The organism is Lentzea sp. NPDC055074 (assembly GCF_053608005.1).
Window position 1 is genome coordinate 100,486 of record NZ_JBSGUQ010000014.1, and the last position, 15,342, is coordinate 115,827.

General features: G+C 68.8%; 16 protein-coding genes. 9 read left to right on the plus strand and 7 right to left on the minus strand.

The window, feature by feature from the left end:
• Positions 1-29 precede the first annotated feature (29 nt).
• Positions 30-998 carry a helix-turn-helix domain-containing protein gene (locus ACWF7A_RS28585; protein WP_452253571.1) on the plus strand — a complete coding sequence of 323 codons (969 nt, stop codon included), beginning with the start codon at positions 30-32 and terminating at the stop codon, positions 996-998.
• A gap of 204 nt (positions 999-1,202) precedes the next feature.
• On the opposite strand, the gene ACWF7A_RS28590 is transcribed toward ACWF7A_RS28585, so the two are convergent.
• Positions 1,203-3,245: a hypothetical protein gene (locus ACWF7A_RS28590; protein ID WP_452253572.1), complete on the minus strand. Its 2,043-nt coding sequence runs from the start codon at positions 3,243-3,245 to the stop codon at positions 1,203-1,205.
• Between ACWF7A_RS28590 and ACWF7A_RS28595 the strand changes: the two genes are divergently transcribed.
• The gene (locus ACWF7A_RS28595; protein WP_452253573.1) at positions 3,229-4,185 is read left to right on the plus strand and encodes a DUF5753 domain-containing protein; all 957 of its coding nucleotides are present in this window, start codon (positions 3,229-3,231) and stop codon (positions 4,183-4,185) included. The two genes, ACWF7A_RS28590 and ACWF7A_RS28595, sit on opposite strands and share 17 nt — an antisense overlap.
• Positions 4,160-4,330: a DUF397 domain-containing protein gene (locus ACWF7A_RS28600; RefSeq protein ID WP_452253574.1), complete on the plus strand. Its 171-nt coding sequence runs from the start codon at positions 4,160-4,162 to the stop codon at positions 4,328-4,330. The genes ACWF7A_RS28595 and ACWF7A_RS28600 overlap by 26 nt, the downstream gene beginning before the upstream one ends.
• On the opposite strand, the gene ACWF7A_RS28605 is transcribed toward ACWF7A_RS28600, so the two are convergent.
• Entirely contained in the window at positions 4,320-4,784 is a 465-nt protein-coding gene (locus tag ACWF7A_RS28605; protein WP_452253575.1) for a hypothetical protein, read from the minus strand. The genes ACWF7A_RS28600 and ACWF7A_RS28605 overlap by 11 nt on opposite strands.
• 60 nt (positions 4,785-4,844) lie before the next feature.
• Positions 4,845-6,308, minus strand: a complete 1,464-nt coding sequence (ahcY, locus tag ACWF7A_RS28610; protein ID WP_452253576.1) for an adenosylhomocysteinase — start codon at positions 6,306-6,308, stop codon at positions 4,845-4,847.
• Between the two features lie 302 nt (positions 6,309-6,610).
• On the opposite strand from ahcY, the gene ACWF7A_RS28615 reads away from it, so the two are divergent.
• Genes ACWF7A_RS28615 through ACWF7A_RS28625 form a run of 3 tightly spaced genes read left to right on the plus strand, consistent with a single transcriptional unit; the run spans position 6,611 to position 10,129 of the window.
• A complete protein-coding gene (locus ACWF7A_RS28615; protein WP_452253577.1) occupies positions 6,611-8,803 on the plus strand; it encodes a hypothetical protein in 2,193 nt (730 codons plus the stop codon).
• 19 nt (positions 8,804-8,822) lie between these two features.
• Entirely contained in the window at positions 8,823-9,602 is a 780-nt protein-coding gene (locus ACWF7A_RS28620; RefSeq protein WP_452253578.1) for an RNA-binding protein, read from the plus strand.
• A gap of 2 nt (positions 9,603-9,604) precedes the next feature.
• On the plus strand, positions 9,605-10,129 hold the full coding sequence (locus ACWF7A_RS28625; protein ID WP_452253723.1) for a GNAT family N-acetyltransferase: 525 nt from the start codon (positions 9,605-9,607) through the stop codon (positions 10,127-10,129).
• On the opposite strand, the gene ACWF7A_RS28630 is transcribed toward ACWF7A_RS28625, so the two are convergent.
• Entirely contained in the window at positions 10,122-10,700 is a 579-nt protein-coding gene (locus tag ACWF7A_RS28630; RefSeq protein ID WP_452253579.1) for a TetR/AcrR family transcriptional regulator, read from the minus strand. The genes ACWF7A_RS28625 and ACWF7A_RS28630 overlap by 8 nt on opposite strands.
• A gap of 77 nt (positions 10,701-10,777) precedes the next feature.
• On the opposite strand from ACWF7A_RS28630, the gene ACWF7A_RS28635 reads away from it, so the two are divergent.
• Both ACWF7A_RS28635 and ACWF7A_RS28640 read left to right on the plus strand, forming a co-directional pair.
• Positions 10,778-11,257, plus strand: coding sequence for a DUF2975 domain-containing protein (locus tag ACWF7A_RS28635; protein WP_452253580.1), 480 nt, complete (start codon positions 10,778-10,780; stop codon positions 11,255-11,257).
• On the plus strand, positions 11,257-11,475 hold the full coding sequence (locus ACWF7A_RS28640; protein WP_089914565.1) for a helix-turn-helix domain-containing protein: 219 nt from the start codon (positions 11,257-11,259) through the stop codon (positions 11,473-11,475). The genes ACWF7A_RS28635 and ACWF7A_RS28640 overlap by 1 nt, the downstream gene beginning before the upstream one ends.
• Here the strand turns inward: ACWF7A_RS28640 and ACWF7A_RS28645 are convergent.
• Positions 11,467-12,702 (minus strand): glutamate mutase L, encoded by a 1,236-nt coding sequence (locus ACWF7A_RS28645; protein ID WP_452253581.1) that lies wholly within the window; start codon positions 12,700-12,702, stop codon positions 11,467-11,469. The two genes, ACWF7A_RS28640 and ACWF7A_RS28645, sit on opposite strands and share 9 nt — an antisense overlap.
• A 17-nt stretch (positions 12,703-12,719) precedes the next feature.
• On the opposite strand from ACWF7A_RS28645, the gene ACWF7A_RS28650 reads away from it, so the two are divergent.
• Positions 12,720-13,325 (plus strand): hypothetical protein, encoded by a 606-nt coding sequence (locus ACWF7A_RS28650; RefSeq protein ID WP_452253582.1) that lies wholly within the window; start codon positions 12,720-12,722, stop codon positions 13,323-13,325.
• Here the strand turns inward: ACWF7A_RS28650 and ACWF7A_RS28655 are convergent.
• Both ACWF7A_RS28655 and ACWF7A_RS28660 read right to left on the minus strand, forming a co-directional pair.
• Positions 13,322-13,777 carry a MarR family winged helix-turn-helix transcriptional regulator gene (locus ACWF7A_RS28655; protein ID WP_452253583.1) on the minus strand — a complete coding sequence of 152 codons (456 nt, stop codon included), beginning with the start codon at positions 13,775-13,777 and terminating at the stop codon, positions 13,322-13,324. The two genes, ACWF7A_RS28650 and ACWF7A_RS28655, sit on opposite strands and share 4 nt — an antisense overlap.
• A gap of 25 nt (positions 13,778-13,802) precedes the next feature.
• Positions 13,803-15,338, minus strand: coding sequence for an amino acid permease (locus ACWF7A_RS28660; protein ID WP_452253584.1), 1,536 nt, complete (start codon positions 15,336-15,338; stop codon positions 13,803-13,805).
• Positions 15,339-15,342 lie beyond the last annotated feature (4 nt).

A 15,342-nucleotide genomic window follows, 5' to 3' on the forward strand; every position in this document is an offset into this window, starting at 1 on the left:
CACGGCGCGTGTGAAGGGTAGGTGCCGCGGTGGCCGCGGATTCCGGGCACGCCGGATCGGTCGACGAACCGATCGGGCTCCCGACCGGGGGTCTGCCGACCCCTCTCGCCGAGACGCTGCGCTACGGGCCGTTCCACCGCGCTTTGCGCGAGGCGATCGCCCATCGTGGCCTCTCGCTCGCACGGCTGCGCGCACATCTCGAGCAACTGGGTGTCCAAGTGGGCCAGTCGACGCTCTCGTACTGGCAACGAGGTCTGCGCCATCCCGAGGTACCGCGTGCCATCAGCACGGTGCGCGCGCTCGAGACCGTGCTACGCCTGCCGCCGTCGTCCTTGTTGGACCTCATCGGCCCGCGCAACGCGAACACCTACGCGCCTCGTCCCGTCGCGACGTGGCCCGAGCAGGCGCCGTTGCTCGCGTCGTTCGACTCCGTACCGGAGGCCGCGCGAGGCAACGCCGACCTCGAAGTGCTCTCGGTGCACGACACCGTCCAGATAGGCATGCACCGCGAGCAACGCTCCATCACCACGCGTCTGGTCGTGCGCGCGACACGGCAGGGACCGGACAGGTACCTGGCGACGCACCACGGCGACGAGGGCTCGCTGATCGAGAACGCGATGGTGAGAGCAGGCGAAGGCTGCCGGCAGGGGCGTCTGCGCCGGGAAAGCGCTTCCCGCAACCTCGCGGTGGAGATGCTCTTCGACCGGCGGCTCGCGGCGGGCGAGGAGCACGTCTTCAGCTTCACGATCGTCGACGACACCGGCAACGCGACCCCCGGCCACCACCGGACGTTCCGCGACACCTGCGGCTCGTACCTCGTGCAGCTCTCGTTCCACCGGCGGGCGATGCCGGCGCGCTGCATGAAGCAGTTCCTGGCCTCGGCCGACGCGACGCCGGTCGACGTCGACGAGCTGGTGTGCGGGCTCGGCGGCGTCGTCAGCGCCTACTTCGGCGACGTCGGGCCGGGCATCGCGGGCATCGCCGTCGAGTGGACCTGACCCGGAAGCCTCAAGGCCTGGGGTGTTCCCAGAAGTGACGACGAGCGACGCGGTCCGCGCGGTCCGCGGACACACGTCCCCCGAGTGAGTGGGGCGAGGGAAGCGAGAGGGCTAAAGACCGGCGCTCCGAAGAGCATTCCGGTTCCGGAGTTAGAAGGAAGCCCTCTCATGGCCTCGCGTTTCCCACGTTAGCAGCGATGCGGGTCAGTCCGACAGCAGTTTCCCGAGTTCCGCCACGGTCGTGACGGTTCCGGTCTCGTCCTGCGCCAGCCCGATCCGGATCACCGGAGCATCCTTTGTGGACTCCTTGCGCGCGAACAGGTCCCGCACCCGCGCCACGGTGAAGTACCTGCGCCGCAACGCCGCCGCGGCGATCAGCTTCACGACGTCGCGGTTCTCCTCGACCCGGTTGCCCCAGACCGAACCGCGCAGGTAGAGGTGCAGCCAGGTGCCGAACCAGGAGTCACCCTCCCGTTCGAACATCACCGGCAGCGCGACCTTTCCCTTGCCGCGCATGGCAGAACGCGCGCGAACCGTGCTCGGCTCGAACGGCTTGCCCATCTGGTCGAGGTCGCGGCTCATGAACCCGAACATCGACTCGGCGACGTCGTCGAACCCCTCGCCCGAGTAGACGTTCACCTGCGGCACCACGTACCTGGCCTTCGTCGCGAACCGGTGCACGTCGACGAACTCGGTCGCCCCGTCCGAGGCGTCGGTGACGTCACCCGAGTGGAAGGCGCCGTCCCCTTTCAGCTGAGTCCAGGAGACCTGGCCCTGGTAACCGAAGTTCTCGTCGAGCAGCACCGCGGACAGGTCGTAGTCGGTCCGCTTGGTGTGCTGCCGCCAGTGCACGAAGAACCGCAGCACGTCGCCCTCGAACGTGAGCTTCGACCCGCGCGGGAGCACGCCGAAGCCCTCCTCGGTACCCGAAACGGGCACGACGACGTCGAGCACCTCGTCGTCGACCCGCAGCTCCGAGTACTCCGGCAGCCTGCGGACCAGCTCGTTCTCGACCACCTCGACGATCGGCGCGACCTGCGCGGGGTCGAGCGGCGCGCGCTCGTCGTCGGCGATCCACACCCGGCGGGCACGGGTCGCGAAGACGCGGGCGGCGTCCGGTGCCGAGCGGTTCGACAGGTGCTCCAGCACCGAGATGAGCACGCGACTGGACACGTCCGGCACCGCCGCCGCGACGAGTGCGGCGAGGTCGCCGGCACCGTTGCGGAGCAGCCGGTCGAGCTGGCGCAGCAGCATTCCCGGCGCGTTGGCGAGGATGCGCGCGGCACGGTCGGCGTCGCCTTCCGCGAAGGCCACCTCGACCTGCCCGGCGAACGACCGCGCGACCTTCTCCTTGCGCGCCACCGCGAACACGTCCCGCGCCCGTTCGAACGGGTGCTCGTGCGGGTGCAACCGCTCACCGAGGCGCTTCCACGCCTCGCGGTTCTGCCCGACGTCGCCGAGCTTGCTCTCCGCGACCTCGTCGAGCGCCTGCAGCAACGCGCGGCGCTCGGGCCGGCGGAACGACCGGAACCGCGTCGGCTCCTTCAGCGTCACGTCTCCCCCGGACGCCTCCGCCGCCAGGCGCAGCACGTCGGTGACGGTGTCGACGTCCTGGAGCGGCCGCTGCGCCACGAGCCGCGCGGCGTTGAGGATCGCTCGGTTCTCCCGGACGGGCACGGCGAGCTCGACGTCCCTGCCGATCACGGCGAGCTCGCCGAGCAACACCCTGTCGTTCTCCGCCAACGGGATAGGGCTCGTCGCGAGCTCCTCGAACAGCCGCTGCACCTCGTTCTCGAGCGTGCCACCGAGGTGCACGACCGTGATGCGGTCCTTCAGCGACGGGATCAGCTCGTCGTGCGCGCGCAGCATCTCCTCGTACGAGTGCTGGACCCGGCCGTACTTCGGCAGGTCGAGAAGGTTGTTCGTGGGTTCGAGGCCCTGCTCCAGCGCGTCCCGCACGCACTCCCACCAGAACGTGAGGGTGTCCGGCACGTTGTGCGGGAACTCCTTGAAGTACGGGTTGTGCTGCCCGCGAGCGCCGATCAGCTCCTTGACCGCGCGCACGACCTCCGCCGCGAACTCCTCGGCATCGGCGAGGCCACCCACGTGTTCCAGCAGGTCACGGCTCGCCTTGAAGCCCGACCGGATCAGCGCGGCGTCCAACTGCCTCGCCACGGCGGCACCGTCGCCCGGCGCACCGTCCGAAGTGGGCACGCGCAGGGTCTTCTTGATGATGGTCGTCCGCACCACGCCAGTAAAACCCGCACGTCAACCGAGTTCCACCCGTTCGGGCACGATGTTGTTTTCCCTCCATCGCCTAACGTCGATTTTCATGAATGGCGATCCATCCACTCCGTACAGCCGTGACCTGGGCGATGAACTGCGCCAGATTCGCGAGCGGTGGACGACCTTCCGCGCCAGGAAGATAGCCAAGATGCTCGGCTGGGATCCGGGGAAGGTCTCCAACATCGAGCACGGCAAGGTCCGGGCCACCGAGATCGACATCATCCAGTACCTCGGACGATGCGGGCGCAGTCAGGCCTTCATCGAGGATTTCCTGAAGCGGTACCGGTCAGCCTTCAACCCCTATTTCGTGCAGGTACCCGACAACCTGCGCACGATGTCGCTGGCGGAGTCCGTGGCAGACAGGATCACAGGCTACGACCTGACCTACATGCCGGGTTTGCTGCAGACCGAGGACTACGCGACGGCTCTGTACGTGGCGCGCGGCATCCTGACCCCGGAGATGATCGAGGCGGCCGTACGCTTCCGGATGGAGCGACAGGCGATCTTGCAGCGGCACAACCGGCCGACCTGCGTCTTCTACATCCACGAGAACGCCCTGCGCCTCAAGGTCGGCAGCGACGAGATCATGGAAGACCAGCTCATGAGGCTGCTTTTCCACACGCACACCATCCGGATCGTGCCCGCGACGAGCGGCCCGGCGGGAGCACTTCTCGCTCACTACGTGCTGTGGGAGTACGAGAAGCGCAGCAGCGTCGCCTACACGCATTCCGACCTCGCGAAGGTGTTCGTGCAGGACGAGGTCGGCGTCAAGCGCTGCAAGTTGATCTTCAAGCGACTGGATGCGCTCGCTCTCGATGAGGAACAATCGCGGTCGATGGTGGCGGATCTCGCCAGTCGATCGCGGGAGGACCTCAGTGGCCGGAGACTGCACTTGGCGTAAGAGCAGCTACAGCGGCGGCGACGCCATCGACGATGACTGCGTCGAGGTGGCGTTCTCCCAGGCCGTGCGCGTCCGGGACTCCAAGAACACCGCAGGCCCCGAGCTGGAGTTCAGCGTCGAGGCCTGGCGGGCGTTCACCCGCTGAGCTCGGTCGGCACCGGCAGCCCCAGCGCCGCGAGGAACCGCCGCGTCTTGACCTCGACGAACACCTCACCGTCGTCGATCTCGTCGACGTCCTCCGACTCGTTCCACTCGAACGCCTCGGGGTCCTCGTCCTCCGCGAGATACGCGAGCAGCTCGGCCTGCTTGCCCGGCACGTCGCCGCCGTCGTTCAGCAGTCCCCACCAGGCGGCCAGCCCGGCGGCCTCGCGCAGGGTGTCCGTCGGGTCGGACGCGTTGGGGTTCTCGAAGTAGGTGCGCGGCGTCAGGCCCAGGTAGGCGACGCCGGAGCCCGGGCCGGCCGGGGTGTAGACGACCGAGGTGATGTCGCTGTCGTGGATGTCGATCCACAGCGACGGCTCCGCCAGGGGCGGCAGTTCGCCCTCGGACAGCGTCTTCCACTCACCGTGCTCGTAGGCATAGGTACCGAAGAATCCCACGCCGCCCATGAAAACAGGGGGCCTCCCGCAGCGCGCGAGAGGCCCCCTGTCACAGGCAGATCAGTAGCGGTAGTGCTCGGGCTTGAACGGGCCCTCGACGTCGACGTCGATGTACTCGGCCTGCTCCTTGGTGAGCTTGGTCAGCTCGCCGCCCAGCGCCTCCAGGTGGATGCGCGCGACCTTCTCGTCCAGCACCTTGGGCAGGCGGTAGACCTCGTTGTCGTACTCCTTGAACTTGGTGAACAGCTCGATCTGAGCGATCACCTGGTTCGAGAAGGAGTTCGACATGACGAACGACGGGTGGCCCGTGGCGTTGCCCAGGTTCATCAGGCGGCCCTCGGACAGCACGATGATCGTGCGGCCGGTCGGGAAGACCCACTCGTCGACCTGCGGCTTGATGTTGTTCTTGCGGATGCCGGGGTAGCGCTGCAGGCCGGCCATGTCGAGCTCGTTGTCGAAGTGGCCGACGTTGCCCAGGATCGCCTGGTGCTTCATCTGGGCCATGTGCTCGACGGTGACGACGTCCTTGTTGCCCGTCGTCGTGATCAGGATGTCCGCGATCGGGAGGACCGACTCGAGCTTCGCGACCTGGTAGCCGTCCATGGCGGCCTGCAGGGCGCAGATCGGGTCGATCTCGGTGACGATGACGCGGGCGCCCTGGGCGCGCAGCGACTCCGCGGAGCCCTTGCCGACGTCGCCGTAGCCGCAGACGACCGCGACCTTGCCGCCGATCAGGACGTCCGTACCGCGGTTGAGGCCGTCGACCAGCGAGTGGCGGATGCCGTAGCGGTTGTCGAACTTCGACTTGGTGACGGCGTCGTTGACGTTGATCGCCGGGAAGAGCAGCTCACCGGCGGCGGCCAGCTGGTACAGGCGCATGACGCCCGTCGTGGTCTCCTCGGTGACGCCGCGGATGCCCTCGGCGATGTTCGTCCACTTCTTGCCGTCCTTCTCGAGGGACGCGCGCAGCGTGTCGAGGACGATGGTCCACTCTTCCGAGTCATCTTCGGAAGCCGCCGGGACGACGCCCGCCGCCTCGTACTGGACGCCCTTGTGGACGAGCAGGGTGGCGTCGCCACCGTCGTCCAGGATCATGTTCGGGCCCTTGCCGTCCGGCCAGGTGAGCATCTGCTCGGCCGTCCACCAGTACTCCGGCAGGGTCTCGCCCTTCCACGCGAAGCAGGCGACGCCCTTGGGCTCCTCCTCCGTGCCGTGGGGGCCGACGACGACGGCAGCGGCGGCGTGGTCCTGCGTCGAGAAGATGTTGCAGGAGGCCCAGCGCACCTCGGCGCCCAGGTCAACCAGGGTCTCGATCAGGACGGCCGTCTGGATCGTCATGTGCAGCGAGCCGGAGATGCGTGCGCCCTTGAGCGGGTACGCCCCGGAGTACTCGCGGCGGAAAGCCATGAGGCCGGGCATCTCGTGCTCGGCCAGACGGATCTCCTTGCGACCGAACTCGTGGAGCGACAGGTCGGCCACTGCGAAGTCGATGCCGTTGCGGGTCTGCAACCGGTCCGCGGTCATTACGAAGTCCTCCAGGGCACTTCAGCGAGGGTGTCGTCCGACCATACCGCCCGCTGATGCACCACTATGTCCCCCACGTTGGGTGAGGGAGGTCTCGGGTGTTGATTGCCGGCCCGGACACACGTGTCGTCGAATTGCGTGTACACGGCGTCCAAGGAACGACGCCGCAGACGTTGGTCGACGCCGTTGCGGCCGTGGACGTTGCGGGAGACGGGCTCGGGCGGATCGTGCGCCCGGCGGACAGACTCCGCAGGCCCGCGCCTGGACCAGTCTTGCAGACCGACGGCCGTCCCATCCCCCGCGTGGTCGAGGGGTATCTGTGGGGCGGGATGACGTCGGGCGGTGTGGCGAAGGCCACCTGGGCGCTGCTCTTCCCCTTCAGCATCGCGAACGTCGCGCACTGGATGCTCCCGCCCGTTCCGGAGCGGAACCTGCCCGCTCACCTGCTCGGCATCGGCCTGCGGTCGCTGCTGCGGGTCTTCGCCCTGCTGCTGACGGCGTTGCTGATCGCGCAGATCTCCGTGGTGAGCCTGGACCTGCTCGCGGCGCAGTGCCTGCGTCCCGGTACCGCGTGTTTGACCAGCATTCCGGCCGACGTGCGCGCTTTTCCCTGGTTTCGGACCTTCCTGGGGCTGCTGCCGATCCTCGTGGTGATCGCGGTGATGCGGCGCGTCTCGCACGTGGAGTGGCGGATCGAGCGCAAGGAGATCGCCGACGCCGAGGAGAAGGAGAAGCAGCCCGCGTCCGGACTGCCCGGAGCGCACGTCGCGACGGACCCGGACACGCCGGCGTTGCGGTCGCTGCACGTCGTGATGGCACTGGCGGTGGCCGCGCTGATCGCACTCGGCGGGCCGTTGAAGCAGCTCACGGCCACCGGTGGCATGGGCGTCGCGATCACGGTCGCGTGGGTCGTCTCGCTGGCCTTGATCGGTGTGTCCGTGCTCGGCGTGCTGCTGCTGGACGACCCCACGGGCGGTGCGCCTCATCGCGGCGGACGGTGGTTGCGCGCGGCGTTGGGTCGCAAGCCGCGACGGCTGCTCGTCGTGTTCTCGGTGCTTCTGGTGCTGACGACGCTCGGCCTGCAGGAGCAGGTGCCGCTGCGCGTGCCCGGCGCGGACGTGACGGTGCAGGTCGTGGCGTTGCTGATGGCGTTCGTGCTGGTGCTGTTCGGGTTGATGCTCGTTCCGGCGGCGCTGATGGCGCGCAGGACGTGGCGTTCCCTGCCGCGGGAGCTGCGGCCGTGGGCGGGCGGCTGGTTCGCGGCGCCCGTGCTGGCGATCGGCGGGCTGCTCGGCGGCGGTTTCGGCGCCGGGGTGGCGTTGCCGGTCCGCAAGGCGCTGGGCTCCGAACTGCACCTGCCGGTCGGCTACGACTACATCACCCTGTTGTGGGGTGTGGCCGGTGTCTTGGCGTTGCTGAGCACGCTCGCCGTGGCGTCGTTCACCGGCGCCGTGCGGTGGCGGGCGTTCCGCAAGGGCAAGGTGTGGGCGCGTGAAGCGTCGTTGCTGCACTCCGGCCGTATGCGCGACCTCCGCACCGCGACACGTGCGTGGTGGTGGGCGCGCTGGGAACGCAACCACGGCCATCACATGATTCTGATCGTCGCGTCCGTGCTGGTGTTTGGCGCCGTGCTGGCTTCTCTGCTGCGTTTGCAGAACGTGCCGCTGGCGTCGTGGACCACGCCGTTCTCGGCGTTCGGCGTGTTCGTCCTAGGTCTGCTGGCCGTGTCGCTGCTACGGGCCGTGTACCTGGCCGCGCGGCAGCCGGAGTCCGGCCGGCGACTCGGGATCATCGCGGACATCGCGCAGTTCTGGCCGCGCGAAGCTCACCCGATCGTGCCACCCTGCTACGCCCTGAAGGTCGTGCCGGAGCTCGTCGCCCGCGTCGAGGACCACCTGCGCGACCCCGGAACCCGCGTCGTCCTCTGTGGACACTCGCAGGGCTCGCTGCTGGTCGCGGTGGCCGCGGCCAGGCTGCTGGAGGACCTGCCCGCGCACGACCGCGAACGGATCGGCCTGGTGACAGCGGGTTCGCAACTGCAGTGGGCCTACCCGAGGGCGTTCCCGGCCGTGGTGCCGCACGCGTCGCTGGCCCGGCTGGCAGGCGGCCTGGACGGACGCTGGCGCGCGCTGTGCCGGGGCACGGACCCGCTGGGCGGCGCGGTGATGACGTGGCGGCGGCAGGTGTTCGACGGCATGTTGCTCGGCGTCGGTTACCGCGACGACGGCTCGGAGGGCGCGCTGGCACCGGCGTTGCGCGGGCCGACCGGGGCGTTGGTGCTGGGTGGCGACCACTGGCTGCCGGACCCGCAGCGGGGGCCGTTCCCGGGGCGGCGGTGGCGATCCGGGGTGTCGGCGCACTCGGACTACACGTCGGACCCGGAGTGGGACCGGGCGGTGGCGATCGCGGCGGGGCTGTTGCAGGTGGACGCGCCGGAGTCGACGCCGCTGCCGTTCGCGCGGAAGCCGGAAATGCGGTCGCGGGACGCTCTCTGAGACTCCTAGTCTGCGGAGCGTGCACGTCTTCAGGGTGTCGAAGTACGCCTCCGAGCACTTCGGTGAGCGCGGGTACGAGGGGCCGGAACCGCCCAGGAGCGATCACGGACCGATGGAGGCCGCTTACCTCGCGGCCGTCGAGGCGTTCGCCACGGACACCGGGGTCACCGAACTGACGATTCGCGAGCCCGAGATCGGTGGCGCCCAGGTCGGTTGGGTGGACACCATCGCCGGGCACGGTCTGACCGGGCTGTTCCCCGCCGACCTGTCCGGTTACCACGACGGGGCGCGGGTCCCGCTGGCCACCGGCGTCGGGCTGGTCCGGGCCATGCTGCGGGACAACGGCGCCTGGTGCCGGCTGGAGGTGGACGAGAGGTTCTTCGTCCACATCGGACACGACCAGGACATGTACGTCGGCAGCTCCGAGCCGTGCGGTGACGCCTTGGCTCGCGTCCACTCGCTCGGCCTGTTCGCCGAACGGATCGACCGCTCCCCGTGGGACCCGCACCTGCACGAACTCGAAGTACCGCGCCCGGCTGACGACGACTTCTGGGCGGAGGTGGAGCGACTGGTGGACGAAGGCGGGCGAGTCGCCCTGGAGGAGTGCCACGTCGCCAACGCCGCCCGTTGGCACTACCCCGAACCGGGCCAGGTGGCCGCGATCCGTGCCGCGCTCACTCCGCGCGCCCGGCTGTCGGTGGAGCGGGAGACGTACACACCCGAGTACAGCTCCGAGGTGCTGCTCGAAGCCGTACTACCCGATGACGACGGTGTCGTCCGAGTGCGTAGGAGAAAATGACCGTGCTGACTGGTGACCTTGTCCGGCTGCGGCCCGTCGAGCCGGAGGACGCCGACGCGTTCTACCGCTGGCACAACGACGAAGAAGTCATGCGGTGGCTGCAGAGCTACTACCACTCGTCGCTGGCCTCGGCCCGCAAGCGCTTCGGCGACCGGCAGGAGAACTCGTACGAGAGGGTCACCTTCTGCATCGAGACGCTGAAGGACGGCAAGCTGATCGGCGTCGTCGTGCTGCGGGACGCGGACCCGGTCAACGCGCGCGCCGAGGTCGACATCTACATCGGCGAGAAGGACCACTGGGGCGGCGGGTTCGGCACCGACGCGTTGCGGACCGTGTGCCGGTACGGGTTCGACACGATGCGGCTGCACTCGATCGAGCTCGGGGTCGTGGAGGCCAACGAGCGGGCGATCAAGTCGTACAAGAAGGTCGGGTTCCAGGTGGACGGGCGGTTCCGGCAGTCGTTCTTCCGCGACGGCGAGTGGTACGACTCGTTGCTGATGTGCGTGTTGAAGGACGAGCTCACCTGAGGGCCGGCGCGAGGTGGCCGATCGCCTCGCGCAGGTTGTCCTCGACGGAGGCCGTCGAGACGACGACCAGGCCGGACGGGCGCAGGTCCACCCAGCGCCGCACCGCCAGGCGGGCGGCCGCGGACACCGCGGCCGCCAGGACCTCGGCGGCCTCCTCGGACTTGCCCAGCCGTGAGGCGATCACGTCCGCGATCGGGGGTTCCACCTCCGTCACCGAGTCGAGGTAGGCCTGGCGCAGCGCCGGGGTCGACGTGATCAGCGCGAGGGCCTCGGTCGGGGGGTCGCGGTACTGCTCGGCGAACGCGGCGACGATCGAGTCGACGAGTGGTTCGCTGGAAGGCCTGGAGCGCAACGCTTCTGCCACCCGCAGGGCCCTGGAGGCCGTGATGCCGGCGACGATCGCGTGCTCGCGGCTGGCGAAGTAGTTGTTGTAGGTGCGAGGCGAGACGTTCGCCGCCTCGGCGATCTCGTCGACGCGCACCTCGTCCACGCCCTTCTCCAGGGCGAGCCTCAGCGCGGCGGCCGACAGCGCCGCTCGGGTCTCGGTCTTCTTGCGCTCGCGCAGTCCCACGGCGATCACTGTAGAGACCTGTTGCGACACGATCACTACCGATTGACTTTCGATAGATCACTACCGATACTCGATGCATGATTTCTGAACGTTGGGCGGTGACGGCCCTCCGGGTGTTCCTGGTGGCGCTGTTCGGGATCCTCGTGATGCTGGAGACGTTCTCGATTCCCGGCCAGTACGCGCACATGGCACAGCAGAACCCGGACGAGGCCCATCTGAGGTGGCCCTCGACGATCGTGTCGATCTTCTGGATCGTGTGCGTGCAGGTGGTGATCGTGGCCACCTGGAAACTGCTCACGTTGGTGCGCAAGGATCTGATCTTCACCGAAGGCGCGATCAAGTGGGTCAACGTGATGGTGTGGGCGATCGCCGCGGCGTGGGCCGTGCTCGTGGGCGTGTTCATCTGGATCGGCGTCAACGCCGACGACCCGGGCGTGATCGTGTTGTTCTTCCTGTTCACGTCGGCGGTCTCGGTGGTCGGCCTCGTGCTCGTGGTGATGCGGGCGCTGCTCAAGCGCGCGACGGAACTGCGGGCTGACATGGAAACGGTGATCTGATGGCCATCGTCGTGCGCATCGACGTCGAGCTGGCCAAGCGCAAGATGAGCGTCGGCGAGTTCGCGGAGAAGGTCGGCCTGACCCCCGCCAACGTCGCGGTGCTGAAGAACGGGCGCGCGAAAGCCGTGCGGTTCAGCACTTTGGAGGCCATGTGCCGGGTGCTGGAGTGCCAGCCCGGCGACCTCCTCGAGTTCGTCGAGGACGAGGAGTCAGCCTAGGCGTTTCGCCAGTCGGTCGGCGGCCTCGAGCCGCCCCGACCCGGCGAGCAGACCCACCGGCGCCAGCACGTAGTCGCGGTCGACGGTGATCTCGGCGGTCCTGAGCACCGGCCGCAGCACCGGGTCCGCGCGCAGGGCCTCGACGACCGGCGTGATGTCCGGCGTGTGCCGGAAGACCCCGCCCGACAACACCAGCAGGCCCGCCCCGTGGGGCCCGAGCTGACCGTCGACCTGCCGGAGATGACGCCGCACGGCCAGGATCGCCGCGAACGACGCCAGCTTCACGTCGACGGCCGGATCGTCCGCGAGCCAGTCGACGTTCTCGGCACGGAACTGCGCCTCCGCAGTCAGGTCCTCGGTCGTCAGGCGTTCGGTCAGCGCCTCCTTGACGACTCCGGGCGCGGACCAACGCATGCCCAGGTCGCCCTCGACGGTGCGGCGGTCCGGCGGCAGCGCGACCGTCCTCTCCAGACCTTCACTGTCCACGGTGGACACCGCCGAGTACACGTCCGTGGTCGCGCCGCCGACGTCCACCACCAGCACGGCGCCTTCGCGGTCCTGCTGTGCCAGCCGGGAGACGCCCGCCAGCACGGCGTCCGGCGTCACGGCCCGCACGAGCTGCCGGAACCGCGGCCCCCGCGACAGCCCCTTGCCGCCGATCACGTGCTGCAGGAACGCCTCGCGGATCGCCTTGCGCGCGGGCTCGGGGGCGAGCTTGCCGACGTCCGGCAGCACGTTCGGGCAGGCCACCACGGTGCGCTTCGCCAGCAGTTCCACCGCTTCCGGCTGCGCCTCGACGTTGCCCGCCAGCACGATCGGCACGGCCACGCGGGCGAGCTTCGCGGCGTTGTGCAGCAGGACCTTCTCGTCCCCTCCGTCCGTGCCGCCGACCAGCAGGACGAGGTCCGGGCTGCTCGCCCTGAGCGCCTTCACGTCGACCGGGCCCGCGCTGACATGCACGATCTTGGCGCCCGCGGACAACGCCACGCGATAGCCCGCCTCGGCGCTGACCACCCGCTCCTGACCGACGACCGCGAGCCGGAGGCCCCCGCCGGCCGACGAGCACGCGAGGATCTCGCCGTCGCCGACCTCGGCGCGCAGCGCGTCGATGCCGTGCAGCACCTCGGGCGGCGTGGTCGGGTGCTGTCCGGTCCTGACCAGCTCGCCCTCCTCGGTGAGGAGCGCGGCCTTGGTCCAGGTGGAACCGACGTCGAGGCAGAGGATCACGGGGTTAGCTAACCACCATGAAGCTCACGCCCAAGGTGATCCTCGAAGGCACGCGCCTGACCGGCAAGACGGACCTGGCGTTCGCGTTGAACGAGCACCCCCGTCTGGTCGGTCACCGCAGGTACCGCTACCACTCGCCGTTGATCTCGGGTGAGTGGAGCGGGTTCAGCAACGAACCGTGGGGACGCGGGCTGATCGACTTCGCGCCGGACGAGACCGAGCACGCGATGGAGACCTACGAGACGTGGGTGCGGATGTTCGAACTGCAGCGCTACTACTCGTGGATCGTCGACCGGTTCCACCTGTCCACGCTGGCCTATCAGGCACGGCAGGGCCGCGAGTTCGACTTCGGCTGGCTGGAGGAACGGCTGAAGCCGCTCAACTTCGCGATCGTGCTGTGCACGCGGCCGGAGGACACGTTCGAGGCGGCCCGGGAAGAGCGGCTGAAGATCAGCGCGAACCCGAAGCAGTACGTCTCGCTGGAGCCGTTCGTCGAGGAGCAGCGCCAACTCCGCGAGCTCGCTGCCGAGTCGATCCTGCCCGTGCTGGAGCTGGACGTGACGCGGCAGGGTCCGGACGACGTGGCGGAGTGGCTGGACGAGCGAGGTCTGCTGACGCTCTAGTCGTCCGCCTTCTCGTGCACGATCTGCATGAACGACCCGAGCTGCGCGAGCTGCTCCGGCGTGAAGAGGTCGATCAGGTACTCGCGCACGGTCCCGACGTGGCCGGGAGCGGTGGTGCGCAACAGGTCCTTGCCCGCGTCGGTGAGGACGGCGAGGATGCCGCGTTCGTCGGACTCGTGCGGTTCGCGCCGCACGAGTCCCGTCTTCTCCAGCTTGCCGATCTGGTAGGTCAAAGAACTCTTCGACACCACCACCCTGCGCGCCAGCTCGGTCATGCGCATGCGGTTGCCCGGCTGTCCGGACAGCACGACCAGCACGTTGTACTGCGCGTGCGAGAGGCCCGCGTCGCGCTGCAACTGCTGTTCGATCTGCCTCTCGAGGAGGTGGTACGCCTGGACGAAGTGGTGCCAGGCGCCCGACTCCTCCTCGGAGAGCCACCGCGCGTTTTCCATGGTGCGCAGATTAGTTGGTGAAGAGCTAAAGACCCGGCTCTTCACCTTGCTTGACCACCGGTTCGGACTCGACCTTGCTCTGACCGGTCTTGCCCAGCACCGAGTTCCGGCGGCTGTACACGAAGTACACGACGACACCGAGCGCCATCCAGATGAGGAACCGGATCCACGTGAGCGCGGTCAGGTTCAGCATCAGCCACAGGCAGGCGAGGATCGCGAGGATCGGCACCAGCGGCACGAGCGGCACGCGGAAACCGCGCGACAGGTCGGGCCTCGTCTTGCGCAGCACCATCACACCCGCGGACACGAGGATGAACGCGAACAGCGTGCCGACGTTCACCATCTCTTCGAGCTTGCCCGCCGGGAAGAAGCCCGCGGCGATCGAGACCAGCACACCGATGATGATCGTGATGCGGACCGGGGTGCCGTGGGTGCCGGTCTTCGCGAGGTTGCGCGGCAGCAGGCCGTCGCGCGACATCGCGAACAGCACGCGGCTCTGGCCGAGCATGAGCACCATGACGACGGTGGTCAGACCGGCGAGCGCGCCGACCGAGATCACCGTCGCCGCCCAGTCGACCCCGTTCTCCGCGAACGCACTCGCGAGGGTCGCGCGCGTGCCGTCCGGCTGGGTCGCCAGCTCCTTGTACGGCACCATGCCGGTGATCACCAGGGTCACGGCGACGTACAGCACCGTGACGATCGCGAGCGAGCCGAGGATGCCGCGCGGCACGGCCTTCTGCGGGTTCTTGGTCTCCTCCGCCGTGGTGGCCACGACGTCGAAGCCGATGAACGCGAAGAACACGATCGACGCCGCCGCCAGCATGCCGAGCACGCCGTACGTGCTGCCCGAGTAGCCGGTGATCAACGAGAACAGCGACTGCTCGACGCCGGTGTGCGCGGCCGGTCCGCCCTCGGCGGCCGGCGGGATGAACGGCGTGTAGTTCTCGGCCTTGATGTAGCTGATGCCGAGCACGATCACGAGCAGCACCACCGCGACCTTGATGGCCGTGATGACCGCGCTGACCCGCGACGAGAGCTTCGTGCCGATGACCAGCAGCACCGTGAGCACCGCGACCAGGAGCACCGCGCCCCAGTCGAACTTGATGCCGTCACCGACCTCGGTCTTCACGTCGAGACCCATGAGACCCAACGTGGTCTGCAGGTAGGCCGACCAGCCCTTGGCGACCGCGGCCGAGCCGACCGCGAACTCCAGCACCAGGTCCCACCCGATGATCCACGCGGCGAACTCGCCGAACGTCGCGTAGGAGAAGGTGTACGCGCTGCCCGCGACCGGCACCGTCGAGGCGAACTCGGCGTAGCACAACGCGGCCAGCGCACACGCGATCGCCGCCAGGACGAAGGACAGCGAGACCGACGGCCCCGCGATGTTGCCCGCGGTGCTCGCGGTCAGAGTGAAGATGCCGGCACCGATGACGACCGCGACACCGAAGACCGTGAGGTCCCAGGCCGTCAGATCCTTGCGGAGCTTGGTGCCCGGCTCGTCCGTGTCAGCGATCGACTGCTCGATCGACTTCGTGCGCCACAACCCGTTCCCCGGCACGGTG